The organism is Halomonas sp. E19, assembly GCF_052439355.1.
In the GTDB taxonomy this organism is placed as follows: Bacteria; Pseudomonadota; Gammaproteobacteria; order Pseudomonadales; family Halomonadaceae; genus Halomonas.
Genome location: NZ_JBNFWU010000001.1, coordinates 1795525 through 1820802 on the forward strand (window position 1 = coordinate 1795525; position 25278 = coordinate 1820802).

The following is a 25278-nucleotide window of genomic DNA, read 5'->3' on the forward strand; positions in this document are numbered from 1 at the left end:
AGGCCGCATGCTCCCGCTCGAACGCCTGCAGGCAGCCCAGCGCCGCATTGCCGATGCGCTCCTGCCCACCCCGCTGCTGCTCGACCATGGCCTGTCCGAGCGGCTGGGCCGGCGGGTCTGGCTCAAGGGCGAGCCGTTCCAGCGCACCGGCTCGTTTAAGTCGCGCGGCGCCCTGCACTGGGTGCGCACCGCCAGTGAAGAAACGCTGCGTGGGGGCTGGGAGCGGTTTCGGCGGGCAATCATGCCCTGGGGCTAGCCTGGGCGGCCGGCCAGGCCGGCGCACACGTCACCATCGTAATGCCGGAGAACGCCAGCCACTTCAAGGTAGCTGGCAGCCGCGAGCTCGGCGCCGAGGTAATCCTGCACGGCGATATCAACGCGGCATGGGAAATGATGCATCGGCTGGTGGCAGAACGCGACCTGACCCTGGTGCACCCCTACGACGACGAACGCATCATGGCCGGCCAGGGCACGGTGGGACTGGAAATACTCGAACAGGCGCCCGAAGCCACCGCCATTGTGTGCCCGGTGGGCGGCGGTGGCCTGATCGCCGGCATCGGCTCGGCCGTCGCAGCGCTGCGCCCCCAGCTTGCCCTGGTCGGCGTGGAGCCGGCAGGTGCTGCCAGCATGGCCAAGGCCTGGGCCTGCGGCGCCTACGCGGCTGGACAGGGTCGATACCTGCGCCAAGAGCCTGGGCGCCGCCATCGTCGGCGAGCTCACCTACCCGGTATGCCGCGAAACCACCCGGGCCCTGGTGCAGGTCGACGACGATGCCATCGGCCGCGCCCTGTACCACCTGTTCTGCCAGGCCAAGATCGTCGCGGAACCGGGGGCGACCGTGGGCGTGGCGGCGCTGCTGGAAGATCGGGTCGCGCTACCTCCCGACGGCGACGTGGTGGTGGTGATCACCGGCGGCAACATGAGCCCGGAGGAGCTATCCGAATTCCTTTAGATACGGCTAGCGTCTCGATCAGGCCAGGATGAAGTAGGCACAAGCGGCGGTCAGCGCGCCCATGGCCCAGTTGAAGATACGCCAGGCGCGCGGCGTGTCGAGCCACTGGCCGATGGCCACGCCGAATCCTGCCCACAGGGCGATGCAGGGCAGGCCGACCAGCTCGGCAAAGGCCGCCAGCACCAGCGCATTGATCAGCGGGTTACCCCTTCCGGCAAGAACCCGGCCATCAGCGCCAGCCCCATCACCCAGGCCTTGGGGTTGGCGAACTGGAAGGCCGCCGCCTGCCAGAAGCTCAGTGGCCTGCCCTCGCCCCGCTGGCGCAGGTCGGGCGGCGGCGCGGTGGCGATCTTCCACGCCAGGTAGAGCAGGTAGATGCTGCCCACCACGCGCAGCAGCAGCTGAACCGCGGGGTAGCGCTCGAACACCAGGCCGAGGCCGAGGGCAATGCCGGCGAACAGCAGGAAGCAGCCGCCCAGGATGCCGAAGATATGCGGTAGGGTGCGCAGGAAGCCATAGTTGGCGCCCGAGGCCGTGAGCATCACGTTGTTGGGCCCGGGAGTGATGGTCATCGAGATCATGTAAAGGGCCGCAGGCCGAGGAACGCCAGAGCTTCCATTCTTTTGCACCCATACAATTATGCGTTTTGGTTGGATTGTGCGCGCAATTGTCAGCATAATGTGGGCAATATTTCCGTCAAAGGTTTTATTGTCACCATGACAATATGGCTCCCCTCGCTTTCCTCCCAGGGCACTCGCTATCGCAGCATTGCCGAGGCCATTGCCGATGCCGTTCGCCGCGGCGAGCTGGCCCCGGGTCAGAAGCTGCCGCCGCAGCGTCGCCTTGCCGATCGACTTGGCGTCACGATAGGCACCGTGACCCGCGCCTACGCCGAAGCCGAGCGGCAGGGCTGGGTCGTGGCGCGGGTCGGCAGCGGCACCTACGTACGCGAGGAAGACGCCGGCTCGTCGGCAGCCTTTCTCGCCGGCCGCAGCGACGCCGCGGCCGGCACCTTCGACCTGAGCCTGAGCCTGCCGCCGCCGCACCCGCTGCGCGCCCAGGCCCTGGGTCGCGTGCTCGCGGAGATCGCCACCGACGATGCGGTGCTGCAACGTGCCGTGGAGTATCAATCGGAGCGCGGCGTGCCCGCGCACCGCGAGCAGCTGGCGGCCTGGATGACCGCACTGGGCATGCCGGTGGAGGCCGAGGCGCTGCTGGTTACCCAAGGCGGCCAGCACGGCATCAGCCTGGTGCTGCAGACCCTGGCGCGGCCGGGCGAGCGCATCGCCGCCGACGTGCTCACCTACCCCGGGCTGATCGGCGCCGCGCGCCAGGCCCACCTCAAGGTGTTGGGCGTACCGATGGACGAGCACGGCATGGACATGCAGGCGCTGGGCCGGCTGTGCGCCCAGCAGCCGCCGCGGCTGGTCTACGTCACCCCGGACCAGAACAACCCCACCGGCCGCCTGCTCGGCGAGGACCGGCGCGAGCAGCTGGCGCAGTTGGCCCGGCGCCACGACTTCTGGATCCTGGAGGATGGCGTGCAGTACCTGCCGGAGGCGGAGCGCGGCACGCCGCTCTACCGGCTGGCGCCGGAACGCACGCTGTTCGCCTTTAGCACCGCCAAGGTATTGGCCGGCGGGCTGCGCATCGGCGCCCTGGTAGCCCCGCCCGGCCCCGCGAACGCCTGGGCGAAGCCCTGCGCGCCCAGAGCTGGATGGTGCCGCCGCTGATGGTCGAGGCGGTGTGCCGCTGGGTAAGCGGCGAAGAGAGCCGCACCCTGCTCACCTGGCAGACCGAAGAGCTTGGCGCCCGCCAGCGCCTGGCGCGGGAGGTGCTGGGCGGCCACCCGCTCGGCGGCCGCCCCCACGGCGCCAACCTGTGGCTGCCACTGCCCGAAGGGCTGCGCAGCGCCGTGCTGGTCGATGCGCTGGCCCAGCGCAACGTGCGGGTGACCAGCGCCGAACCCTTCTGCGTCGGCAGCGAGCCCGCCCGCAGGCGCTGCGCCTGTGCCTGAGCGCCGCCGCTTCCCGCGAGGCGCTGAGCCAGGCGCTGGAGATCGTGGCCGAGCTGCTCGCCGAACCGCCCGCGGTGCCCTGGCAGCCGCTGTGATCCGCCCTGACCGCGCTCAGCGCGCCAGCGCCGCGGCGGTGTACCAGGCGATCATGCGCTCTTCGTCGGTGGGAATGACCCACAGCCCCAGCCGGCTGTCGGCAGCGTTGATGCGGGCGGCATGGGCCTCATTGGCCGCAGCATCAAGCCGGGCACCGAGCCACTCGCAGCCCTGCGCCACGGCGGCACGAACCGGCGCGGCGCGCTCGCCGATACCGGCGGTGAACACCAGATGGTCGAGCCCGCCCAGGGCCGCCGCCAGGCTGCCGATCTCGCGCACGATGCGGTAGACGAACAGCGCCACGGACTCGGCGGCTTCCGGCGCCTGGCTGGCCAGCAGTTCGCGCATGTCGCCGCTGATGCCGGACACCCCGAGCAGGCCTGACTCCTTGTACAGCAGGCGCTGCACGGCCTCGGCGCTCATGCCCTCCTGCAGGATCAGGTGCAGCACCAGCCCCGGGTCCAGGCTGCCGCTGCGCGTGCCCATCATCAGCCCCTCCACCGCGGTGAAGCCGGTAGTGGCGGCCACGCTCCTGCCATCACGCAGCGCGCACAGGCTGGCGCCGTTGCCCAGGTGGGCGATCACCACGCGCCCACCCGGTAGCCCGCCCGGCAACTGCTCGGCCAGCGCTCGGCTGACGTAATCGAACGAGAGCCCGTGGAAGCCGTAGCGGATCACGCCCTGCTCGCGGAAGCGTCGTGGCAGCGGAAAGGTCTGAGCCAACAGCGGCTGAGTGGCGTGGAAGGCGGTGTCGAAGCAGGCGATCTGCGGCAGCGCGGGGCACAAATCGGCCAGGGCCCGCACCGGCGCCAGGCCGAACGGCTGGTGCAACGGCGCCAGAGCCACCAGCGTTTCCAGCGCCTGCCGGCTTTCCGGGTCGAGGCGCAGCGGCTCGCGGTAGTGTGCCCCGCCGTGCACGATGCGATGGCCCACGGCATGCAGGTCGCCCAGCGCCGGATTGGCCTCCACCCAGGCGAGCAGGCGTGCCAGCGCGCCGTCGTGGTCGAGGGTCGGGGGCACCTCGCACAGGGGGCATCGTGGGGCTCTCCGAGCGTCTCGGCAAACCCTTCTCCCAGCTCCACCCTGGCCCGGCTGCTGAGCCCGGAGAATTGCCCTCGGCAGCGCAGCGTCATGCCCATGGGGCTTGGCGCGGCGGCCGCGCCGAACAGAGCGAACTTGAGGCTCGACGAACCGCTGTTGACGACCAGGATCTCGCCGCTCATGCCCGTGCCCTCTTCTGCTGCTCTGCCGCCAGCAGCGCCAGGGCGCAGGACGCCAGCCGGGTGATGGCGTCGTCGGCGCGGCTGGTGAGCACGATCGGCACGCGGGCGCCCACCACCAGGCCGGCGCCGGTGGCGTCGGCCAGGTAGGTGAGCTGCTTCATCAGCATGTTGGCCGACTCGAGGTCGGGCGCCACCAGGATGTCGGCGCGTCCCGCCACCGGCGAGACGATGCCCTTGGCCGCCGCGGCCGCCTCGGACACGGCGTTGTCGAAGGCCAGCGGACCGTCGAGCACACCGCCGCGGATCTGCCCGCGTTCGGCCATCTTGCACAGGGCGGCGGCCTCCAGGGTCGAGGCGATCTTGGGATTGACCGTTTCCACCGCCGAGAGCAGCGCCACCCGAGGCGAGGCAAGGCCCACCGCATGGGCCAGGTCGATGGCGTTCTGCACGATGTCTTTCTTGTCGGCCAGCGTGGGGTAGATGTTGATCGCCGCATCGGTGATGAATAGCGGGCGCGGATAGGTGGGCACGTCGAAGGCCATCACGTGGCTAAGGCAGCGCTCGGTGCGCAGACCAGTGTCGCGCTTGACCACCTCGTGCAGCAGCTCGTCGGTGTGCAGCGCCCCTTCATCAGCGCCTCGACGCGGCCGGCCCGCGTCAGCGCCACCGCCTCGGCGGCGGCGGCATGGCTGTGGGGCACGTCGATCAGCTCGAAGTCGGAGATATCGACCCCGGCCACGTCGGCGGCGGCACGCACCTTGGCCTCGGGCCCCACCAGTACCGGGCGGATCAGCCCCTGGCGTGCCGATTCGAAGGCGCCGAGGATCGACACCTCGTCGACCGGGTGCACCACGGCCATGCTCACCGGCGCCGGGTGCTCGGCGGCGGTGAGCATCTCATGCAGGTGGCCCCGCTCGGCCAGGCGCAGCCGCGGCAATACCGCACGCGGCCGGCGCACCTTTTCGGTAGGCGCCTGCACCTCGGCTTCACCTTCGATCACGGTCTCGCCGTTCTGGTTAGTACACAGGCACTCGAAGGTGATCCGCGCATGCTCGGCCTCTTTGCGCTTGGCGCGTACGCTCACACGCAGCGTGTCGCCGAGCCGCACCGGCTTGCGAAAGCGCAGGGTCTGGCCCAGGTAGAGGGTACCCGGACCCGGCAGCTCGGTGCCAAGCACGGTGGAGATCAGCGCCCCGCCCCACATGCCGTGCGCCACCACTTCCTGAAAGCGCGTGCTCTTGGCAAAGTCATCGTCCAGGTGGGCAGGGTTGATGTCGCCCGACATGATCGCAAACAGCTTGATGTCGTCGAGGGTCAGACGCTTTTCGAGGTAGGCGCTGTCGCCGACCTGGATCTCGTCGAAGGTGCGATTCTCGATGGACTCTTGTGCGGAGGGCCGTTGAGTGTGCATAGGGTACGCCTTGTATTACGAGGAGAGCGAGCCGGGCGGCCACGAAGTGCGGCGATGCAGCAAAGAAAGCCAGCATCGAGCAAAAAATACGATAACGCAACACCTTGCGCAGCATACCGGAATCGAAATCAAGCAATCGGTCCGGCCTCACCGCTCAGGGCAAGGCGTCGAAGACCCCGGCCTCACGAATCGCACGGCCTATCGCCGCGAGCCTCTGCTCGCTGCGCGCCAGGTCGAGCTCGCCGCGCACGCAGGCCACGATCACCACCCGGCGCGTGGCGTCGCCCATGCCCCGAGTGGCGATGCCGGCATCGCAGACGCGCCGATGCTGCGTGCCCGTCTTGTGGGCCAGGCGAATGTCGCGCCCCAACCCTGCTCTCAGCCGCCGTGGGCCGCTGGAGGTGCGCGCCAGCACGGCAAGCAGTTCCGCGCTGCCCTGCGGCCCCAGCGCACGCCCTTCGGCCAGCGAGGCCAGCAGCTCGCCGAAGGCATCGAGCCGCCCGCTGTTGTACGGGGTGGCGTAGTAGCGCCGGAAGGCCTCATCCAGGCTTTCCGCCTGCAGCTCGCCCGGGGTCAGGCCCAGGCGGCGGGCGAACGCCGCCCGACGCTCGGCGTCACTTTCGTGCCGGCGCAGCGCGATGAAGTCCATGCCGGACAGGGTGAAGGCGGCGGGATGCAGCGCCGCATAGGCGTGGCGGCGCACATCCACCAGGGTGGTGATCGGGCCAAGCCCGCCAGGCGGGCCCACCAGCGCTGCGGCCCGCCGGTTGACGGCGTCGAGCCCGAGAAGCTGGATCAGCATGTCGCTGGCGGTGTTGTCGCTGACGATCAGCATCGCTTCGAGCAGGGTGCGCAGGGTCAGCTCGGTGCCCACCGGCGCCCAGTTGGTCGGCCCTGCCCCGTCCACGTAGTCGTGCCGGCGCAGCACCAGCCGATCGTCCAGGCTAACCTCGCCCGCCTCGACCCGCGCCAGCAGCTCCACCGCAACCGGCACCTTGACCAGCGACGCCAGGTACCAGAACTCCTCATCACGCCAGCCGAAGGCGTCGCCACCGTCCAGTGGGCGCACGTGCACGCCGAGCTCGCCCCCGAAGCCCGCTTCCAGCAGGCCGAGACTGGTGCGCAGGCGCACCGCCCAGGGGGCTCCGCCTGCGCAGCGTCGAGCCGCTCCAGCCAGCCATCGGCCTGGCCGTGGCCGGGATGCAGCATCAACACTCCCAGCAGCAGACCGAGAAACGGCAGCAGGCCGCGCCGTGCACCTAACACAAGACCAAGGTGGCTCATCCGCAGCGATCCTCACGCATGGCGTCGAAACCAGCGCAACAGGGCGATCCAGCCGGCAGTGGCCAGGATCAGCAGTGCGCCGATGCCGAGCACCTGCGGGTAGCTGTAGACCTGCCAGGCCCCCAGCAGGAAGCGCAGCACCAGGAAGATCGCCACGATATGAAAGATGAAGGCACGCAGGGCGTCGCCACCGATGAGTGTCAGCGGCAGCAGCCAGGTCGCCGCCCGGCGGCCGCCCCACAGGCACAGTGCCAGAACCATCAGCGCACCGCCGAGGCTGAACAGCATGAACGGCAGCTCCGGTGGATGCTTGCCAACGTTCCACGCCACGGCCATCAGCGCCTCGTCAAACGCCGGCCAGGCGAGGGTGAAAAAGCCTGCCAGCAGCACCGCGCCGCAGACTGCCAGCCCCGCCACCAGCCTGCGCCGCAAGCCCGGGCTGTCGTAGCAGCGCAGGATCGCCTCCCCGATCAGCAGGCCCAGCATGACCAGCGGCAGGCGTGCCAGCTGCCCCCAGGTGTAGTGGCCGGCGTCCTCGACCAGCAGGGCCTTGAGCACCGCACTGTCCCAGAAGTGGAAGTGGCGCTCGAGCAGCGCCGACAGCAGGCCGATCGCCAGCGGGGCGAGCAAGCGCGACCACAGCGGCATGCGCCGCCACAGCGGCAGCGCCCAGGGCAGCCACAGCAGCGCCAGCGCGTAGAAGCCGAGGATCTCGACCCAGATGGCGAAGCGCTGGTAAAGCAGCGTATCGAGGATGTCCTGGGGCGTGAACATCGGCAGCATCTCGACGATGGTCAGCGCCTTGTACCAGAACAGCACTTCGAGGCCACGCAGCATCAGCCTGAGGCGCCGCCTGGGCCAGTCCTCGGCGGTGACCTTGGGCAGGAAGGCGACGGCCAGGGCGATGCCGAACACGACGATGAACAGCGAGGAGGAGAACTTGGTGAGGAGATGGATCGGCACCATGCCCCAGTCGGGAACCTGGCGGAGGCCGTGCAGGCCGCTGACCGTATGGCTGAGGATCATCAGCGCAATGGCGACGCCACGCGCCAGGTCGATGGCCTCTACCCTGGCCGACAGGGGCGGCAGCTGTGGCCGCTGGGCCAGTCGAATCATGGCGCTTCCCTCGCACGTGACCTGCCTGGCCGGCGTCCGCTCTAAGGCATCGACGGCCGTTCGAGGCGTTCGAGCGTCAAGCGACGCCCCTCACCGGAAGAGTACTCGAAGTGGCCGATGATACGCACCGTTTCGCCCAGGTAGGGCGCAATGTCCTCATGGGGGAAGACTTCGACCCGGTTGAGATCCTCATCCTCGATCCAGTAGTGCAGCGGCGTCTCGAAATGCCGCACCCTGCCCTCGGTGGCCACGCGGGCGCCGTCGAACTGCTCGGCCTGCTGCACCAGCACCGCCAGGGTTGCCTCCCGCACGCCATCGGACGGCGGCGAACAGGCCGTCAGCATCAGCAGGGCCAGCCCCGCCGCTGCCTGATGCATTGGCTTTCGCCACTGCACTCTCCCCCTCTCTCCCCGTCTGTCTCAACTGCAGCCTCAACGCCTCTCGCCACCGCTTGCGCTCGTTCATGTTCGCCCTCGCTGCTATCGTGGCTGCCAGCCTGCCCCATATCGCCCCCGGCGCCAAGTGCCGCATCGCTTGGCACCCGGGGCCCGGCACGGCATCATGGGCCCCCTTCTTTCACGACACTTGCAGCGGAGCCACGATGAGCCAACTGATTCGCTATTTCTTCCGCGGCGTCCGGGTGGTCCTGTCGCCGGTCATGCTGATCGCCGAGAAGCTGTCGACGCCGCAGAGCGTCGAACGCACCGCCGAGGCGCAGGCGCAGGTCGACGAGCAGTGCCGCCAGCTGGCGCTCTACCAGTTTCGCGCCTGCCCCTTCTGCATCAAGGTGCGCAAGGAGATGGCTCGCCTAGGGCTTAAGATCGAGATCCGCGATGCCCAGCTCGACCCGGACCACCGCCGTGCGCTGGAGCAAGGCGGCGGCAAGGTGAAGGTGCCCTGCCTGCGCATCGCCCACGCGGATGGCCGCGACGAGTGGCTCTATGAGTCCGATGCGATCAATGCCTGGCTGCACCGCCGCTTCGGTCACCCCGAACAGGCGAGCTGACCCGCCTCGACGCCGGCCAGCAGCCGGTCGGCGAGCCTTCGCGCCTCGGTTTCGTTCAGGTAGGGCAGGGTCTGGCGGCCGTTGGCCAATTCGATATGCAGTGTGACCAAGCCGCGCCGGCGCTGCAGCCAGCTCTGCTGCAGGCTCAGCGCCACCAGGTGGTGCAAGGGAAAGACGCTGAGGCGCCGCCCCAGCACACCGCGGCGGATGCGCAGGTAGTCGTCGTCCTGCGCCCAGGCGGTGGCTCGCCAGCGCAGCTGAGCCAGCCCCGCGCAGCCGCCCAGCCCCATCACGAGCAGCGCCGCCCAGGCCGGTGCCGGCAGCGTGGGCACTGCCACCAGGGTCAGCAGCGCCCCGCCCAGTGCGCCCAGCACCAGCAAATGACGCCACAGCAGCACCCGCCGATAGCCGGGGTCGACCTGCCGCAGCGGCACAGCGGGCCGATGGCCGGACCAGAAGCGTGCGGTCAGCGTCTCGCCCTGGCGGCAGGAGAGCCCCGGCACCACGAAACGACGTGCTTCCGCGGCCTCGCTGCCCAGGGCCCCGAACTGATGGCACACCAGATAGCCGCGCCCCAGGAGTCGGCCCAGGCCGGTCTGCACCCACTCCACCACCTGCAGCCGCGGCAGGCTCAGGGTCTGCTGCTGGCGATGGAACAGTCCGCTGATCTGCACCTGCCGGGTGCCTTCGTCGTGCAGTACATAGCCATGGAAGCGCCACCAGGCCGCCAGGATGGCCAGCGCAACGAGCAGCACCAGCACCGCCAGGATGCCAAGCGGCACCAGCAGCCAAGGGAAGGCAGCCCGCCGGCCATGGCCAGTTGCGGAAGCCTATCGTGCAGCCAGCGCTCCAACGGACGCACCAGCGGCGACAGCATGGCGGCCACCAGGTAGACCGAGCGGCTGGCCAGGCCATGTAGCACCACCCCCTGCCAGGTGATGCGAAACGCAGGCGCCTCGCGCCTGGCCGGCCGGGCGTCGGCGTCGACAGGCGGCTCGGCCTGCGCTCCCCGGCCTCGCGCAGGCCACGCTCCAGCGCCTCGGCCCGCCGCCGCGGAATACCCGGCAGGGCGATGCGCGACGCCTCGCCCGCCGGGGACTCGGCCTCCCACAGCACCACGTCGAAGGGCCTCAGGTAGAGCGGCTGGTGCTGCACGATGTGCTGGATATGCCCCGCCGCCACCTTGAATTCGCGATGCTCGAACAGCCCCTTCTGCACCACCAGCACGTCGCCTTCCAGGCGATAGCGGAAACGCCGGTAGTAGAGCAGGCTCAGCAGCAGCGCCAGGCCCAGCAGGCCGCCGGCACCCAGGGCCAGTTCGCGCAGCCCGATGCGTTCGATCATGGCCAGGCCCGCCCCCGCCCCCAGCAGCAGCGGCAGGTGCTGACGCAGCCCTCCCACGACCGCATTGAGCAGCACCAGGCCGACAGCCAAGGGCGACAGCCGCTGCCAGGCGTCTTCTACCGCGCCGTCCTGCTGCGTGCCGTGTCCGTACGTCATGCCTCGTCCGCCGTCTCGTCGGGGCCGCGGTCGGCGGCACCGGCCAGCCGCGCCAGCAGGTGCTGCTTGACCGCCTCGGCGCGTGCCGTCGGCAGGCCTTCCAGAAGCAGGTCCGCGCCCCTTCCGCCTGCCGTGAAGCAGGCGAGCCTGACCAGACCGAAGGCCCGTTCGATGGGGTTGCTGAGGGTTTCGACGTGCTGCAGCCGAGCCAGCGGCAGCACCTGCAGGCGCTGCACCAGCAGCCCGCGGCGGTAGATCAGGTCATGTTCGCGCAGGCCGTAGGCGCGCCGACGCGCCTCCCACCAGGCCAGCCCCACCATAAGCAGCCCGAGCCCGGCCAGGCCGGCCGCCAGCCACGGCTGGAGACGCGCAAATTCTTCGCTGTGCAGCGGTACAAAAAGCAGCAACAGCACCGGCACGCTCCAGTGCATCAGCCGCAGCAGCGCCAGGCAGGGAGCCAGCCGGCGCGATACCGGCGTGAGGGGCGCCTCCTCGAGACGAGGAAGGCGTTCCAGGTCGAGTGGCGCATTATGGAAGGACACGGCGGCTCCTAAGCCAAGGAACGGGCGACAGCTCAAGGGACGGGCGTCCGGCGAAGCTTCGTTGGCGCCTACTCCTGTGCCATGGCTTGCAGCGCCTTGGCCAGGGCCTTGGTGAGTCGAGCCATGGTGTCATAGTCGAGCGTATCGTGGGTATCCCTGGGCCCGTGGTAGTACGGGTTCCGGAAATTCGCCGTGTCGGTGAGCATGATCGCCGGGTAACCCATTTCCCAGAACGACCAGTGGTCGGAGCGGCGAATGTCGCCAATCAGCTCGGGCGCGGCCAAGCCTTCGGAGGGTACCTGGGCATGGGTGCGGAAGGCGCCGATGGCCTGTTTCACCAACTCGCGCGACTCCAGGTTGCCGATAAACGCCACGAAGTCGCCGCGGTCGGGGAAGAGATGCCCGAGCAGGGGCGGATGTGCCTGGCTGCCTGGCGCATCGGTGAAGTAGCCGAGCATCTCCAGCGACAGCATGCCGACGATGTTGGCACCCTGCGCCTTGGCCTGACGGGCGTAGCGCAAGCTACCCATGGCGCTGCTGCCGAAGAACGGCATCTCCTCGTTGACGAAGGCCACTAGGTGGAGCGAGCGATCCAGCGGCGCACTCTCGAGCAGCCGGGCCAGTTCGAGCAGCACCGCCACACCGGAGGCATTGTCATCGGCCCCGGGGCTGCCGCGCACCGTATCGAAATGCGCCCCGACCACCAGGATTTCCTGTGCCTCGCCGCTGCCGGAGAGCTGCACCTCGATATTGTGAAAGGTACGATCGCCGGTCGGCACGGGGTGGCGCAGGGGCTCGTGCCCCGCCGCGCGGAAGGCCTCCTCGATGTAGTCGGCTGTCTGATGGAGCGCCTCCGGCCGCCAGTAGTGCCGCTCGCCAATCTCCTCGGAGAGCACCCGCACATGCGCGTGGAGCCGCTCGCGCAGCGCCTCGCCGTCGGCGTCCAGCGGCGGCGGCGTGCCCTGATAGGAGCCGCCCGGCATGGCAAACATCAGCCAGTACCCCCAGGCCAGCGGCATGGCCAGTGCCAGCAGCACTCCCGTCGCCACGCGAACGCTTCCCACAAGGCTCATCCTGCCGCCTCGACCGACTTCCTTGCCATGCCGCGAGCCGCTTGCCCCCGTCCGTAGGTCATCTCGCCCTCCTTGGTTGGCTCTCCTGGTCTGGCAGCCGCCTTGGCAAGCCCAGACCCAACCGGGCCAGCCTGGCCCGCTGGCCTGCTTCAAGATAGGAGCCAAAGCGCCAACTGCACAGGCCGATGGGCGAGTTCGGGGCCTGTGCCCGGCTTCAGGCCGGTGGTCGGTCGGCGGCCAGGCAGGTGCGGTTGCGTCCGCTGGCCTTGGCCTGGTACAGCGCCGCATCGAGCCGCAGAAAGCAGGCCGATTCGGCCTCCTGGGCCATCAGCTCGGCGACGCCAAAGCTGCAGGTCAGCCTTTCTACCGGGGCAAAGTCCGAGACCTCGATGGCCCGGCGCAGACGCTCGGCCAGCGCCTCGGCACCGCCCAGGCTCGTTTCCGGCAGCAGCAGCATGAACTCCTCGCCGCCCCAGCGGGCCAGCACGTCGACCTCACGCAGCATGGCGCCGCACAGCGTCACCAGCTGGCGCAGCACATCGTCGCCGACGCTGTGGCCGAAGGTGTCGTTGACGCGCTTGAAGTGGTCGATGTCGAACATCACCAGGCTGATCGTGCCACCATGCCGGCGGGCGCGCTCGCGCTCCCGCCGCAGCACGCCGAGGAAGCGGTTGCGGTTGACCGCCCCGGTCAGCGAGTCGTGCCCGGCCAGGTGCTCAAGCTCGGCCTGGTAGCGCTTGGTTTCGCTGATGTCCCGCATGATGGTGGCGATGCAGTCCAGCTCGCCCTCCTCGTCCCGGCGTACAACGATCAGCTGCGACACCGGGACTTCCCCTCCGGGCCGTTCAGCGCCGTTTCGGCATACCAGTGGCCGTGCTTGAGGGCATGCGGGATGCCCTCTTGCTCGATCAGTCGCCGCGCCCAGGCGGGGTGCGCCTGTGCCAGGGCATCCGGCAGGTGCAAGGGAACATCCTGGCAATGGAGCATCGCTCTGCCCGCCTTGTTGAGGTAGACCACCTGCTGCGCAGCATCGGTGATCGAAACGAAGTCCGGCGAAGCATCGAGCAGGTGGATCAGGCGCTGCTGGTTGCGTTGCACGGCGTTGCGCGCGGTGACATCTTCCACGACACCGTTGTAGGCCACGGTGCCGTCGGGCGAACAGGTACGGTGGGCAGTCATCTCCACGTGGATCAGCCGCCCCTTGAGCGTGCGCAGGCGCAGCGGCATCCGCGTGACGCTGGCGTGCCTTTCCAGCACCGCACCGAGCTGGCGATGCTGCTCCGCCGAATCGAACAGGGAGACGATGGAGGTCGCCAGCAGCTGCGCCTCGCTATCCGCCTCGAGCAGTCTCAGCATCGCCGGGTTGACCGTGGCGAAACGCCCACGCGGGCCGATGGTGTTGCGATAGACCCCCAGGGGCAGGTGCTGGAACAGCTCGTTGTAGCCTTCGAGCTGGCTGTAGTAGCGCACCCGGTCGGTGACGTCGACGATGATCGAGTAGAGGTATTCACGCTCGTCCACCGTTACCGGGCCGGCGTAGACATGCACATCGCGTATGTCGCCGGCAGCCGTGCGATGCCGAAACTCGAAGAACTGTTGGCGGCGGTCGCGCGCCGCCTGCATGCGAAGCTGAATCTCCCCTGGCGGCAGGCAGTTGATCTCGGCGACATTCATGCGCTTTAGCGTATCGAGCGAATAGCCGTAGAAAGCCGCCGCAGAAGCGTTGGCATCGATGATGCGGCCGCTGTGCGGCTCGACCAGCAGCTTGATCGCCGGGTTGGTGCTGAACATCTGCTGGTAGAGCGGATTGCAGCTGGGTGCGGGCACTTCGCACGGGACCACGAACAGCAGCGCCACGGCCTCCTGGCCGGCCCAGGTCAGCCGCGACACCTGCACGTCGGCAAGAGCGGCAGAAACGGTAGTGGCGGAGGTCGTGGAGTCAATGGAGGCCGACGCCGCAGGAAGCGTCAGCCGCACGCTGCGACGCTCTGCGCCCTGCAGGGCCGTTACCAGCTCCGAGTAGCCGGCATTGCCTAGCAACTGCACCATCTCGGGCAGCCTTGCGTAGCTGGCGAGCTGGAACTGGCGGCGCGCCGAGCGGTTCGCGTACAGCAGCGTGCAGCTCTCCTGCGTGGCCACCAGCAGCGGCAGCGCCAGGTCATCGACCAGCCCGGCGAAATCCGCCTCGCCGGCCAGGTTCTTCTCATAGGATATCGCCACTGCGTTCCCCGCGTGCCGGGTCGCTGGCCTGGCGCCAGCGCCCGCGCTTATCGTCATCTTTATGAGACCGCCCCAGCAGGACTGTGCTCGTTTTTCAGTTTAGCTTGACGGCGCGCAGCATAAGATTGCGCGGGGTCAAGTCACGCTCGCAGAAAATGCCAATATCTGCGGCAAAGCCGGCCTCTTCCAGCAGTGCCAGGCGATCGAGCGCCAGCCACACCTCCAGCGGCCGGCGAAAGACGTGGCGCACCAGCTCGAAGCGCGATACCTGCGCCTGGCGCTGCCAGCCCTGCGCCTCGAACGCCTGCCAGTCCACCCGCGGCGGCAGAACGACCTGCTTGCAGGCGGCCGCCCAGCGGCAGAATTCATCGAAGGTATCAGGCAGTTTGCCGTAGGCGAGGCTCGGCACCGGCAGGTAGTCGTGCTCTCCGCGCACCTCGCGCTGCAGCAGGTCGAAGCCCAGCCGCCAGGCGCCGGCGCGCTCGCGACGGCGGCGCACACCCTGCGGCGCCGTGACCGTTTCCTGCACCGCCAGGGCTAGGTCGTCACGGCTGAGCGCCAGGCCATGAAGGTGACACAGGCGCTGCGCCTGCTGCGAAAGGGGCGAGTAGCTCGGGCTGGCGGTGCGCTGGTAGCAGCAAGGTGACAGCGTCACCGCGCTGCCGGTGGCAATGGCCGCCTGCAGCAGCCGCACATGCAGGTCGCCGCAGGCGTGCAGGGCCAGCGCGTGGGTCCTTGCGTTGAGCCAGGTAAGCGCCTCGGGGGCCATCACGTCCTGACAGCGCATGTCCACGGTCACCTGCTGGCGAGCGGCCAGCGCCTGACCGTGGCGACACAGCGCCGGCTCCCATTCGAGCGCCGTGACGGCCCGCTGCTGCTGGCGTGCCAGGGTGCGGGAGAGGTGCCCCTTGCCAGCGCACCACTCTACCGCCAGCGCGGCGGGGCTCAGCCGGGCATGAGCCAGGAACGCCTCGATCTGCTGCCATTTGCGCCCCTCGATGTGCTGGCTCCAGGTGCCCGGCAGCGGTGCGGCGTCGCTTTCGAGCCGCGGCAGCGCTACCAGATCGGCCAGCTCGGTCACAGGTAGCCAGAACGCCAGCGGCGAATCGTACCAGGGCTCGGCCTGCAGCCGGTCGACGTCCGCATCGCTCAACCGCAGCAGCGCCGCAGCGAGGCCGGGGAAACGCTCGAGCCAGGGCGCATGAAGATGCTGAAACGGCAGCGGACGCCACAGCGGCTGCCACTGGGCCAGGCATTCGGTCAGCCGGGCCAGGCGTGACGAAGGGGACATGGCGAAACGCTCAGTATTCGATGCGCGAGGCCACGACATCGAAGCGAATCGCGATGTCCACGCCCTGGTCGATGTCAGGAGTCGCCCCCAGCGCGGGCTGCAGGGCCAGCCGTCCGTCGAGGCGACCGGCCAACCGAGCTTGACCGCCGTCCACCGCGAAGGCATCGAGAGTGAGGATCACCGCGCCTCCTTCGGAGGTATAGACCGGCGGCATGGCGGAGAGGCCGAGCCCGTGCAGCACGTCGAAACTTGTCACTTCTCCCTCCACCAGGGTGATGCCGAGCGAGAGCGAATCGCGCCATTGCATGGCCCCGGGGGCGATGAAACCGACGACCTCAATGCGGTAGCGGTCCTCCAGGTCTAAGAAGGTGGCGCTGGAATCACCACCTTCTCGATGGATGAACCACGCGTGGTGGGTATCGCCGACAACGCCTTCCAGACGCTCGGCCACCGCCGCCGCGGGCCACAGCATGGCCAGCAGCAGCCAGCTGCACCACCTGCGCTTGCCTGCCATATCGCCTCCTCGACGCACCTCGCATCCACAGAACCCGCTCCAGGCGGAATTGTCAGGAACCGGCACGCCCGTGACAAGCCTCGTGTACCACGCGGGGCCATACCTGCCGCCTCGACCTTGGCCAGGCAGCGTCTCCCCTGCCCGGCACGCGCTTCCCACCCAACTGCCTCTATCCTGCCGTCGCGTCTGCTGCCACACTTCCTTCCGGCCTCGCGCCCGGGCAATGGCGCAGCGGGCCGGAGCATGCACGCCGGCCCCTAGGGGCCGGCGCGGAACTGACTATCTTCACCAAGGAGAATTCGAGTGGGGCGTTTCCTCTCCCTGATCGTGCTTGCCGCTCTCGCCTACGGCGGCCTCTACGTCTACTACGGCATCGCCGTGGAACGCATCGTCGAAGAGCAGCTGGAGCGTCGCGGCCTGTCGGCGCTGGAAGTGAGCCGCATCGACTACCACTGGCTGGCCCCGGTGAGCACCGAGACCACGCTGCGCGCCGAAGTCAGCTATCGCGGCGCGGACGCCACGGTCACCGTGCGTGTACACGGCCATCCGGTTTTCTCCGACGAGGTGCGCATCGAGCTCGACGGGCTGCAGAACCTGCGGCTAAGGTTTGGCGTGGGCGGCTAACGCGCCATACACAACCCGCCAGGAGACCTACAGATGAGCCATGCCTATGTCGTCGGTCAGGTGACCGTGCATGACCCCGAGCGCTGGATGGAGTATGTGGCGCGGGTGCCCGCCACGCTGACCCCTGGGGCGGCGAGCTGCTGATGCGGGGCCAGCGTACCCAGGTGCTGGCGGGCCAGCCGGGCCACCCCAATCTCGTGGTGTTGCGTTTCCCCGACCGCGACGCCGTGGCGCAGTGGTACGCCTCGCCGGCCTACCAGGCGCTGATCCCGCTGCGCGACGCTGCGGCCCAGGTCGACCTGGCCGCCTACGAGGGGTAGCGTTCTGCCTCGCCGGGCGCGCATGTTATGCTGCGCACCCGGCAAGACACTCAGCCCACCCAAGGCATAAGGAGAACGGCATGGCCAAGGCAACAGCACGGCATATTCTGGTAAACAGCGAAGAGAAGTGTGAGGCCCTGAAGGCCGAGATCGAGGGCGGCCGCGATTTCGCCGAGGTCGCTCGCGAGCACTCCACCTGCCCCTCCGGCGCCCGCGGCGGCGACCTGGGCAGCTTCGGCCCGGGCCAGATGGTGCGCGAGTTCGACCAGGTGGTGTTCTCCGGCGAGCTCAACAAGGTGCACGGCCCGGTGAAGACCCAGTTCGGCTACCACCTGCTGGAAATCACCAGCCGCAGCTGAGGCCGCGTCGACCGCGACCTCGCCGCTAGCCGCCGTGCCTGCCACGGCGGCTTATCGCCTCTGCGCTCTGCAGCGGCGTTCCCCACGGGTTAGGATGGGGGAATGATTCGCCTTCTCCGAGACAGGGACACCCGATGACCCTACCAGCGCACCCCTTGCCGCTGACGCTGACCGACCCTAGCCCCAGCGCCGGAGGCGCTGTCGGCACGCCGATGATCCAGGTCGAGCGACTCTCAAAACGCTACCGCGACGGCTTCCAGGCGCTCAACGAGGTCGACCTGACCATTCGCCGCGGCGAGATCTTCGCCCTGCTCGGTCCCAACGGGGCCGGCAAGACCACCCTGATCAGCGTGATCTGCGGCTTGGTGAACGCCAGCAGCGGGCGCGTGCGGGTGGATGGCTTCGATAACGTGACCGAGTATCGCCAGGCCCGCGAGCGCATCGGCCTGGTACCGCAGGAGCTGACCAACGAGGCCTTCACCACGGTGTGGGATACGGTCAGCTTCAGCCGCGGGCTGTTCGGCAAGCCCCGCGACCCCGCGCACATCGAGAACGTACTACGGGCGCTGGCGCTGTGGGACAAACGCGACAACCGCCTGCTGGAGCTTTCCGGCGGCATGAAGCGGCGCGTGCTGATCGCCAAGGCGCTGTCGCACCAGCCCCAGGTGCTGTTTCTTGACGAACCCACCGCCGGCGTCGACGTGGAGCTGCGCCGCGAGATGTGGGAAGTGGTGCGCGGGCTGCGCGACCAGGGCGTGACCATCATCCTCACCACCCACTACATTGAGGAGGCCGAGGAGATGGCCGACCGCATCGGCGTGATCCGCCGCGGCGAGCTGGTGCTGGTAGAGGAAAAACCGTGCTGATGCGCCAGCTCGGTCGCAAGGAGCTGACCCTGCACCTGGCCAAACCGCTCGAGCGCCTCCCCGCGGCGCTGGCGGGCCATGAGCTGACCCTGGCGGACGACGGCCAGGCGCTGGTCTACACCTACGACGCCACCCCCCAGGAAGAAGGCACCGGCATCGCCGGGCTGCTGGCCGACCTGGAGGCGACCGGCGTGCGGGTCAAGGACCTGCACACGCGCCAGAGTTCGCTGGAGGACATCTTCGTCAACCTGGTTCGGGAGAGCGCATGAACCTGCAATCGGTCAAGACCATCTACCTGGCCGAGATGGCCCGCAGCCTGCGTACCGTGCTGCAGAGCATCGTTTCGCCGGTGGTCTCCACCTCGCTCTATTTCGTGGTGTTCGGCGCGGCCATCGGCTCGCAGATCAACGAAGTCGACGGGGTGAGCTACGGCGCCTTCATCGTGCCCGGTCTGATCATGCTGCTGCTGCTGACCCAGAGCGTTTCCACCGCCTCCTTCGGCATCTTCTTCCCGCGCTTTTCCGGCTCGATCTACGAGATTCTCTCGGCGCCGATCTCCTATCTCGAGATCGTGCTCGGCTACGTCGGCGCGGCAGCCACCAAGTCGGTGGTGCTGGGGTTGATCGTGCTGGCCACGGCGCGCCTGTTCGTGCCCTTCTCCATCCAGTACCCGCTGGTGATGCTGCTGTTCCTGGTGCTGACCGCCATCACCTTCAGCCTGCTCGGCTTCATCATCGGCATCTGGGCCGATGGCTTCGAGAAGCTGCAACTGGTGCCGCTGCTGATCGTCACCCCGCTGACCTTCCTCGGCGGCACCTTCTACTCCATCGACATGCTGCCTCCTTCTGGCAAGCCGTGACGCTGCTCAACCCGGTGGTCTACCTGGTCAGCGGCTTCCGCTGGAGCTTCTACGGCACCAGCGACGTAAGCATCTGGCTCAGCCTGGTCATCATCGCGCTGTTCCTGGCCGTTGCCCTGGCAGTGGTCAACTGGGTATTCAAGACCGGCTACCGCCTCAAGCCCTGACCGGGTGCCGCCGGCCAGGTCACCGCCAGCGGCGCCCAATTCGTCGCTGGGCGAAGCGCCGGTTGAACTCGACCTGCACGCCGGTATCATTCGCCTTCCCTGCCTAGCGGCACAGCCCACCCCGCGCTGCCTGCAGCGCGCTCACGGCGGAGACGGCCATGCCGATACTGCACTGCATCGTCCATCACATCGACAAGGCCACCAGCGAGCAGCCTGCCACCCTGCGCGCGGCAGGCACCCCGCTGCCGGCCACCCCGCTGGTGGACTCGCTGCTTGCCGCCTTCCACGACGCCTACCATGCCAAGACCAAGGCGTGGGGGCATTTCCTGCCCGAGCAGGCCCAGGCCGAGGCTGCGACCCAGCCTGTCACCCAGGCGCTGGCCGACTACCTGGCGGAACGCCACGATTTCCCCGCTCTGACCCGCGCTCTCGCCGAGCGGCTGCTGCCGCTGGTCGACGACCATCTATCGACGTCGGGCCACCTGCTGTGCTTCGACTATCGCCACGGCGAGACCCGCTACCTGACTCTGGGGCTGGTGCATCAGCGCGAGGGCTTCGGCATCGATGACGCACTCACCCTGGTGCCGGCGACCCAGCTGAACCTGGCGCGCATGAGCCTGGCACTGCGCCTCAACCTGAGCCAGTGGCAGGAAGGGGTCGCCTCGCGCCACTATCTCTCGTGGATCCACGACCGCGGCGGCAAGAAGCTCGCCGAGGCGCTGGCCGGCGCGCTGGGCGCCACCGAAGGCATCGACGCCACCGGCGAAACCCGCACACTGCTCAAGGCCTTCAGCGACTTCGTGGAACAGGAGGAGCTGCCCGAGGAGCAGAGCCGGGAGAAGACCGAAGCGCTGATCGACTACGCCAGCGCACAGGCAAGCCGCGGCGAGCCGATTACGCTGGAGGAGCTCTCGGAGCTGCTTGACGAACAGCAGCCCCGGGCCTTCTACGAGCATATCCGCAACGCCGATTACGGCCTGTCGCCGGAAATTCCGCCCGACAAGCGCACCCTGCGTCAGTTCCGCCGTTTCACCGGTCGCGCCGGCGGCGTATCCATCAGCTTCGACTCCCACCTGCTCGGGTCCAGCATCGAGTACGACGAGCAGCAGGACCGTCTGATCATCAAGCAGGTGCCCAAGCAGCTCAAGGAACAGCTCAAGCGCCAGGGTTGATCCCGGCCTCACGCCCAGCCAGATGCCGGCGAAATCGCGGCTGGCGTAACCGCCAGAGCAAGACGGTTCTGCATCGCTGTCGGCCAACTGCCGCCGCTGGTAAGGTGTTCCCCTGCCAGCCAAGAGCGACACGCCCGACATGAACGACCGCCCCAGCCCCAAGGTACTGCTGCGCCTGCTGACGCTGCTCACTCCCTATCGTGGCCGCCTTGCCATTGCCGCCGCGGCGCTGCTGGCGGCCTCCGGCAGCGTGCTGCTGCTGGGCCAGGGGCTGCGCCTGGTGATCGATCAGGGCTTTCTCGCCGCGGATGCCACCCGCCTCAACCAGACCTTGGGCGTGATGCTGGCCATCGTCAGCCTGCTCGCCGGCGCCTCGGCGCTGCGCTATTACCAGGTGAGCTGGATCGGCGAACGCCTGGCCGCGGACCTTCGACGGCAGGTATTCGATCACCTGCTGGAGCTGGAGCCGGCCTACTTCGAGAGCGCCGGCCGGCGCGACCGCGGTGCCGCCGAGATCGCCTCGCGCCTGACCGCCGATACCAGCGTGCTGCAGACGCTGTTCGGCTCGTCGATCTCACTGGCGCTGCGCAACCTGGTGATGCTGCTGGGTGCGGTGGCGCTGATGCTGGTGACTCAGCCGTGGCTATCGGCGCTGGTACTGATCGGTATTCCCGCCACGCTGCTGCCGATCCTGTGGTTCGGACGCCGCGTAAGGCGGCTCTCCCGCCATAGTCAGGACCGGGTGGCAGAACTTGGCCGCTATGCCAGCGAGGCACTCAATGGGATCCGTACGGTGCAGGCCTTCTCCCATGAAGCGATCGATCGGCGCGACTACGGCGAACGCGTCGAGCAGGCGTTTGCCACCGCCGTGGTACGCACACAACAGCGTGCCTGGCTCACTGCGGCGGCCATGCTGGCGGTATTTGCCGCCGTGGGGCTGATGCTGTGGCAAGGCGGCCAGGCGGTGCTGGCCGGCGAGATCAGTGCCGGCGAGCTTTCGGCTTTCGTGTTCTATGCGGTACTGGCGGCAGGCGCGGTGGCCACGCTGGCCGAAGTGGCCGGCGACGTGCAGCGCGCCGCCGGCGCCGCCGAAAGGCTGCTGGAGCTGCTCGATGCCAAGCCCGATATTCGTTCACCGGACGAGCCGGCCCCCTGCCTGTGCCGCTGCGCGGCGAGATCCGCCTGGAGCAGGTGAGCTTTACCTATCCCGCACGGCACACGCCGGCCCTCGGCACACTCGATCTGACGATTCGTGCCGGCGAGCGCGTGGCCTTGGTCGGTCCTTCCGGCGCCGGCAAAAGCACGTTGTTCGCGCTGCTGCTGCGCTTCACGACCCGGAGCGTGGCCGGGTCACGCTGGACGGCATCGACCTGCGCCAGTTCGACCCCAAGGTGCTGCGAGCCGCCATGGGCCTGGTGGCCCAGGAGCCGGTGCTGTTTACCGGCACGGTGGCCGACAATCTGCGCTACGGCAAGCCCGACGCCACCCTGGACGAGCTGCGCGCTGCCGCCCGCGATGCCAATGCCCTCGCTTTCGTCGAGGCCTTGCCGGCCGGTTTCGACACCGAACTCGGCCCCGGCGGCGTGCAGCTTTCCGGTGGCCAGCGCCAGCGCCTGGCGATTGCCCGAGCGCTGCTGAAGGACCCTCGCGTGCTGCTGCTCGACGAGGCGACGAGTGCGCTGGACGCCGAGAGCGAACGCCTGGTGCAGCAGGCACTCGACCGACTGATGGCCGGGCGGACCAGCCTGGTGATCGCGCATCGGCTGGCCACGGTCACCGCCGCCGATCGCCTGCTGGTATTCGACGAAGGCCGGCTGGTGGCCGCCGGGCGTCACGCCGAACTGCTCGTACAAAGCCCGCTCTACCGCCACCTGGCCCAACTGCAGTTCGGGCAACACCGAGAGGAAGCCTGAGCGGGCAGCACCCTGCCGATTCCTACCTCGGCAGTGCAAGGGAGGCAATCGCCTCCCCGCTTGCGGTGTTGCATGTGCCGCCCCGCTCGCCTCTCGGCGCCCCAGGGCAGTGACTAGGCCTGCCGGCAGGCAGGCGTCAGAAGGTTTCCCACTCCACCTCGGCATCACGCTGGCGCTTCGGCGCCGACGAAGCCACGCCCGGCGCCGGCAAGTGCATGGCCAAGGCCGGAAGCGCCGGCGCGGCAGCCGGGTCGTCGCCCAGCACGAAGGTATTGATCAGTCGGGTCAACCGTTCGGCCTGGTCGCGCATGGCCGTGGAGGTGTCGCTGTTGTGCTCCACCATGGCGGCGTTCTGCTGGGTCATGGTATCCATCTGGCTGACAGCGGCATTGACCTCGTGGATGCCGATGCTCTGCTCCCGCGAACCGGCGCTGATCTCGGCAATGACATCGTTCACCTTGGTGATGCTGGCAAATATCTCCTGCATGGTCGCCCCAGCCTTGTGGACGATTTCTGCGCCGTGCTGAGTGCGCGCCACCGAGTCATCGATCAGTTGGCGAATGTCCTGTGCCGCGTTGGCAGAGCGCTGCGCCAGCGTACGGACTTCCTGTGCCACCACCGCAAAGCCGCGTCCATGCTCACCGGCCCTAGCCGCCTCGACGGAGGCATTGAGCGCCAGGATATTGGTCTGGAAGGCGATGCCATCGATCAGCGCAACGATTTCGGCAATCTTGGCCGAAGCGGAACGAATGTCCTCCATGGTGGTTTCGACAAGCTCCATGGACTCCTTGCCCTGGCGAGCCACCTCGGCGCTGGCCCTGACCAGCTGGTCGGCCTGCTGGGCATGTTCGGCGTTGTTCTGCACCGTTGAGGTGATCTCTTCCATGGCCGACGACGTCTGCTGCAGGCTCGATGCGGCCTGGTCGGTGCGTGAAGCGAGTTCGTCGCTGCTGCGTGCAATGCTCTGGGACGCCAGCAAGACGTCGTTGGCTCCCCCGTACCTCGCGCAGGGTGGCCTGGATGCGTGCCAGGAAGCCGTTGAACTGGCGGGCGAGCTCGCCGATCTCATCCTTGCTGGTAACGCGCAGGCGCCGGGTCAGGTCACCCCGCCCCTCGGCCACGCCCTGGGCAATCTCGTTCATGTCGGTGGCGGTCTGACGAATCTGGCGCACCGTACGCCGGGTGATCCAGATGGCAAAGAAGGTAATGGTCAGGTTGATGGCCGAGGCAATGAAGAACAGGCGAACCAGCGTCTCGATGAGATTCTGCCTGGCCACCTGCTCGATCACGGCCATGGCGGCATCCACCCCGGTGGCGTAGACGCCAGCACCGATCACCCAGTTCCACTCGGCGATGGGGGTGGCGTAGGAGTACTTGGGCTCCACCTCGCCGGTGGCCGGGTTGGTCCACTCGTAGGCATACCGCCCGCCTCCGCCGCGTGCGATCTCGATCATGTCACGGATCAGCGGCTTGCCGTTGGCGTCCTGCACATCCAGCATGTTGCGCCCCTCCTGCTGGGGCACGGCCGGCTGGACCAGCATGGTGCCGTCGTAGTCGAAGACGAAGACATAGTTGTCCTCCTCGAAACGCAGCTCGCGCAGCAGGCCCAGGGCCACCTGCTGCGCCATGCGCGGATCGTCGCTTTCGTTGCCGACGCTCTGCGCCAGGGTTCTGGCCATACCGACGATGCTTTCGACCCCGTGGCGGCGTGCCTCGAGCATCAGCTCGCGCTGCTGCGCCAGCTGCGAGCGGTTGGAATCGATGCGCTCGAGTGCTTCGAGGACCAGCAGGCAGGAAGAAGAGATGATCAGGGGCACCAGGACCAGGAGCAGAATCTTGTTCTGCAGATTCAAGGCCAACAGCTGCTTCAGGCGGGTGAAACCAGCCTGTTTGGGAGGAGTCGCTTTCATGGAGAGACCGTTATTATTAGTGAAAAGGCATGTGGGTATTTGACATGCCATCAAGCCTCACGCCGCAGCGAAGCACTAGTCAACTTAATACTAATGCATGGGACCACCTCATCATTTATTGATCCATGTCAATTTATCGCCCCAAGCCACCCTGACTGCCCAAGCCACCCAGTGCGAGGGATTGTGTCGTTAGGTACTACACCATTCTTAGCATTAGGAAACCCGGCACAGCTTGATGGGTGGCTTGGGGGTTCCTACGTTTAGTCGTGATGGCAGGAGCCAGCAGTGCCGGAAAGCCGGTAAACGGAAGTACGATCTCGCTTGTGTGGTTCAACAGGCAAACGAGGAAGGAGTTCTGACATGGCACAAAACCAGAATCCAGGCAATTTTGCCAACGACCCGAAGAAGGCCTCGAAGCCGGCCAGAAAGGCGGCCAGCACAGCGGCGGCAACTTCGCCAACGACCCGCAGCGCGCCTCCGAGGCAGGCCACAAGGGCGGCCAGCAAAGCGGCGGCAACTTCGCCAACGACCCGCAGCGCGCCTCCGAGGCGGGCCAGAAAGGTGGCCAGCACAGCGGTGGCAATTTCGCCAACGACCGTGAAAAGGCCGCCGAGGCCGGCCGTAAGGGCGGCAAGAACCAGGGCCGCTAAGGCCATTGCCGAGCGGCGCCAAGCCACAGGCCGTTCGCCGGATAGGTGAACGGCCCTTTGAGCCAAGGAAGGCACGGCTTGCAAGCCCCATGAAGGAAACACGCCAGCCAAGATCGCCGCGCAGTGAGACAGGATGACCGCTGCGCTGGCCGTTCAAGGTGGGAAGAGGCTGCCAGACTCACCTGGCAGCCTC

The 25278-nt window shown here is 68.0% G+C and carries 23 protein-coding genes and 8 pseudogenes; 14 read left to right on the forward strand and 17 right to left on the reverse strand.

The features are described 5' to 3' along the window. Positions 1-7: 7 nt before the first annotated feature. Positions 8-256, forward strand: coding sequence for a pyridoxal-phosphate dependent enzyme (locus ACUDAL_RS09515; protein WP_444677976.1), 249 nt, complete (start codon positions 8-10; stop codon positions 254-256). Further along, positions 247-952, forward strand: a pseudogene (locus ACUDAL_RS09520) (threonine ammonia-lyase). Before ACUDAL_RS09515 ends, ACUDAL_RS09520 begins: the two are co-directional and overlap by 10 nt. Before the next feature lie 18 nt (positions 953-970). Here the strand turns inward: ACUDAL_RS09520 and ACUDAL_RS09525 are convergent. Then, positions 971-1533 (reverse strand): annotated as a pseudogene (locus ACUDAL_RS09525) (LysE family translocator). A gap of 135 nt (positions 1534-1668) precedes the next feature. On the opposite strand from ACUDAL_RS09525, the gene ACUDAL_RS09530 reads away from it, so the two are divergent. Together ACUDAL_RS09530 and ACUDAL_RS09535 are read left to right on the forward strand one after the other, a co-directional pair. Beyond that, positions 1669-2685, forward strand: coding sequence for an aminotransferase-like domain-containing protein (locus tag ACUDAL_RS09530; protein ID WP_444677977.1), 1017 nt, complete (start codon positions 1669-1671; stop codon positions 2683-2685). Then, a complete protein-coding gene (locus tag ACUDAL_RS09535; protein WP_444677978.1) occupies positions 2670-2969 on the forward strand; it encodes a hypothetical protein in 300 nt (99 codons plus the stop codon). The genes ACUDAL_RS09530 and ACUDAL_RS09535 overlap by 16 nt, the downstream gene beginning before the upstream one ends. A gap of 111 nt (positions 2970-3080) precedes the next feature. Here the strand turns inward: ACUDAL_RS09535 and ACUDAL_RS09540 are convergent, their stop codons facing one another. The 5 genes and pseudogenes from ACUDAL_RS09540 to ACUDAL_RS09560 all read right to left on the reverse strand — a co-directional run bounded on the left by ACUDAL_RS09540 (position 3081) and on the right by ACUDAL_RS09560 (position 8476). Then, positions 3081-4085, reverse strand: coding sequence for an acetate/propionate family kinase (locus tag ACUDAL_RS09540; protein ID WP_444677979.1), 1005 nt, complete (start codon positions 4083-4085; stop codon positions 3081-3083). Between the two features lie 199 nt (positions 4086-4284). Then, positions 4285-5699, reverse strand: a pseudogene (locus ACUDAL_RS09545) (bifunctional enoyl-CoA hydratase/phosphate acetyltransferase). A 154-nt stretch (positions 5700-5853) separates the two neighbouring features. Further along, positions 5854-6831: a serine hydrolase gene (locus tag ACUDAL_RS09550; RefSeq protein ID WP_444677980.1), complete on the reverse strand. Its 978-nt coding sequence runs from the start codon at positions 6829-6831 to the stop codon at positions 5854-5856. A gap of 164 nt (positions 6832-6995) precedes the next feature. Next, positions 6996-8099, reverse strand: coding sequence for a heparan-alpha-glucosaminide N-acetyltransferase domain-containing protein (locus tag ACUDAL_RS09555; protein ID WP_444677981.1), 1104 nt, complete (start codon positions 8097-8099; stop codon positions 6996-6998). 41 nt (positions 8100-8140) lie between these two features. Next, the gene (locus ACUDAL_RS09560) at positions 8141-8476 is read right to left on the reverse strand and encodes a hypothetical protein (RefSeq protein ID WP_444677982.1); all 336 of its coding nucleotides are present in this window, start codon (positions 8474-8476) and stop codon (positions 8141-8143) included. A 224-nt stretch (positions 8477-8700) separates the two neighbouring features. Here ACUDAL_RS09560 and ACUDAL_RS09565 point away from each other — a divergent pair, with 224 nt between their 5' ends. Next, on the forward strand, positions 8701-9105 hold the full coding sequence (locus tag ACUDAL_RS09565; RefSeq protein WP_444677983.1) for a glutaredoxin family protein: 405 nt from the start codon (positions 8701-8703) through the stop codon (positions 9103-9105). Here ACUDAL_RS09565 and ACUDAL_RS09570 read toward each other — a convergent pair. The 8 genes and pseudogenes from ACUDAL_RS09570 to ACUDAL_RS09605 all read right to left on the reverse strand — a co-directional run bounded on the left by ACUDAL_RS09570 (position 9084) and on the right by ACUDAL_RS09605 (position 16245). Further along, positions 9084-9887 (reverse strand): PH domain-containing protein, encoded by an 804-nt coding sequence (locus ACUDAL_RS09570; protein ID WP_444677984.1) that lies wholly within the window; start codon positions 9885-9887, stop codon positions 9084-9086. The genes ACUDAL_RS09565 and ACUDAL_RS09570 overlap by 22 nt on opposite strands. Positions 9888-10143: 256 nt before the next feature. Next, positions 10144-10605: pseudogene (locus ACUDAL_RS09575) on the reverse strand (PH domain-containing protein); the annotation flags it as partial. Next, entirely contained in the window at positions 10602-11147 is a 546-nt protein-coding gene (locus tag ACUDAL_RS09580; protein WP_444677985.1) for a PH domain-containing protein, read from the reverse strand. The pseudogene ACUDAL_RS09575 and the gene ACUDAL_RS09580, both read right to left, overlap by 4 nt. Before the next feature lie 68 nt (positions 11148-11215). Then, positions 11216-12220, reverse strand: a complete 1005-nt coding sequence (locus ACUDAL_RS09585; protein WP_444677986.1) for a M28 family peptidase — start codon at positions 12218-12220, stop codon at positions 11216-11218. Between the two features lie 214 nt (positions 12221-12434). Beyond that, positions 12435-13043: a GGDEF domain-containing protein gene (locus tag ACUDAL_RS09590; RefSeq protein ID WP_444677987.1), complete on the reverse strand. Its 609-nt coding sequence runs from the start codon at positions 13041-13043 to the stop codon at positions 12435-12437. Continuing rightward, complete coding sequence (locus ACUDAL_RS09595) at positions 13031-14440, reverse strand: PAS domain-containing protein (protein ID WP_444677988.1); 1410 nt, start codon at positions 14438-14440, stop codon at positions 13031-13033. The genes ACUDAL_RS09590 and ACUDAL_RS09595 overlap by 13 nt, the downstream gene beginning before the upstream one ends. 94 nt (positions 14441-14534) lie before the next feature. After that, positions 14535-15731, reverse strand: a complete 1197-nt coding sequence (locus ACUDAL_RS09600) for a methyltransferase (protein ID WP_444677989.1) — start codon at positions 15729-15731, stop codon at positions 14535-14537. Positions 15732-15741: 10 nt separating this feature from the next. Then, on the reverse strand, positions 15742-16245 hold the full coding sequence (locus tag ACUDAL_RS09605) for a hypothetical protein (RefSeq protein ID WP_444677990.1): 504 nt from the start codon (positions 16243-16245) through the stop codon (positions 15742-15744). Between the two features lie 303 nt (positions 16246-16548). Between ACUDAL_RS09605 and ACUDAL_RS09610 the strand changes: the two genes are divergently transcribed. The 9 genes and pseudogenes from ACUDAL_RS09610 (at position 16549) to ACUDAL_RS09650 (ending at position 22525) form a co-directional block, all read left to right on the forward strand. Next, entirely contained in the window at positions 16549-16869 is a 321-nt protein-coding gene (locus tag ACUDAL_RS09610) for a hypothetical protein (RefSeq protein ID WP_444677991.1), read from the forward strand. Positions 16870-16902: 33 nt separating this feature from the next. Beyond that, a complete protein-coding gene (locus tag ACUDAL_RS09615) occupies positions 16903-17013 on the forward strand; it encodes a DUF1330 domain-containing protein (RefSeq protein WP_444677992.1) in 111 nt (36 codons plus the stop codon). Beyond that, on the forward strand, positions 17013-17189 hold the full coding sequence (locus ACUDAL_RS09620; RefSeq protein ID WP_444677993.1) for a DUF1330 domain-containing protein: 177 nt from the start codon (positions 17013-17015) through the stop codon (positions 17187-17189). The genes ACUDAL_RS09615 and ACUDAL_RS09620 overlap by 1 nt, the downstream gene beginning before the upstream one ends. Before the next feature lie 80 nt (positions 17190-17269). Then, the gene (locus ACUDAL_RS09625) at positions 17270-17548 is read left to right on the forward strand and encodes a peptidylprolyl isomerase (RefSeq protein ID WP_444677994.1); all 279 of its coding nucleotides are present in this window, start codon (positions 17270-17272) and stop codon (positions 17546-17548) included. Positions 17549-17760: 212 nt separating this feature from the next. Then, positions 17761-18683, forward strand: a pseudogene (locus ACUDAL_RS09630) (ABC transporter ATP-binding protein). After that, positions 18680-19440, forward strand: a pseudogene (locus ACUDAL_RS09635) (ABC transporter permease). The pseudogenes ACUDAL_RS09630 and ACUDAL_RS09635 overlap by 4 nt, the downstream one beginning before the upstream one ends. A gap of 158 nt (positions 19441-19598) precedes the next feature. Beyond that, on the forward strand, positions 19599-20612 hold the full coding sequence (gene yejK, locus ACUDAL_RS09640; protein ID WP_444677995.1) for a nucleoid-associated protein YejK: 1014 nt from the start codon (positions 19599-19601) through the stop codon (positions 20610-20612). Positions 20613-20751: 139 nt separating this feature from the next. Further along, complete coding sequence (locus tag ACUDAL_RS09645) at positions 20752-21807, forward strand: ABC transporter transmembrane domain-containing protein (RefSeq protein ID WP_444677996.1); 1056 nt, start codon at positions 20752-20754, stop codon at positions 21805-21807. Between the two features lie 71 nt (positions 21808-21878). Then, positions 21879-22525: pseudogene (locus ACUDAL_RS09650) on the forward strand (ABC transporter ATP-binding protein). A gap of 136 nt (positions 22526-22661) precedes the next feature. Here ACUDAL_RS09650 and ACUDAL_RS09655 read toward each other — a convergent pair. From ACUDAL_RS09655 to ACUDAL_RS09665, 3 genes and pseudogenes are all read right to left on the reverse strand, one after another. Further along, a complete protein-coding gene (locus ACUDAL_RS09655) occupies positions 22662-23594 on the reverse strand; it encodes a methyl-accepting chemotaxis protein (RefSeq protein ID WP_444677997.1) in 933 nt (310 codons plus the stop codon). Between the two features lie 4 nt (positions 23595-23598). Then, positions 23599-24486 (reverse strand): annotated as a pseudogene (locus tag ACUDAL_RS09660) (cache domain-containing protein); the annotation flags it as partial. A gap of 209 nt (positions 24487-24695) precedes the next feature. Continuing rightward, on the reverse strand, positions 24696-25091 hold the full coding sequence (locus ACUDAL_RS09665) for a hypothetical protein (protein ID WP_444677998.1): 396 nt from the start codon (positions 25089-25091) through the stop codon (positions 24696-24698). Positions 25092-25278 lie beyond the last annotated feature (187 nt).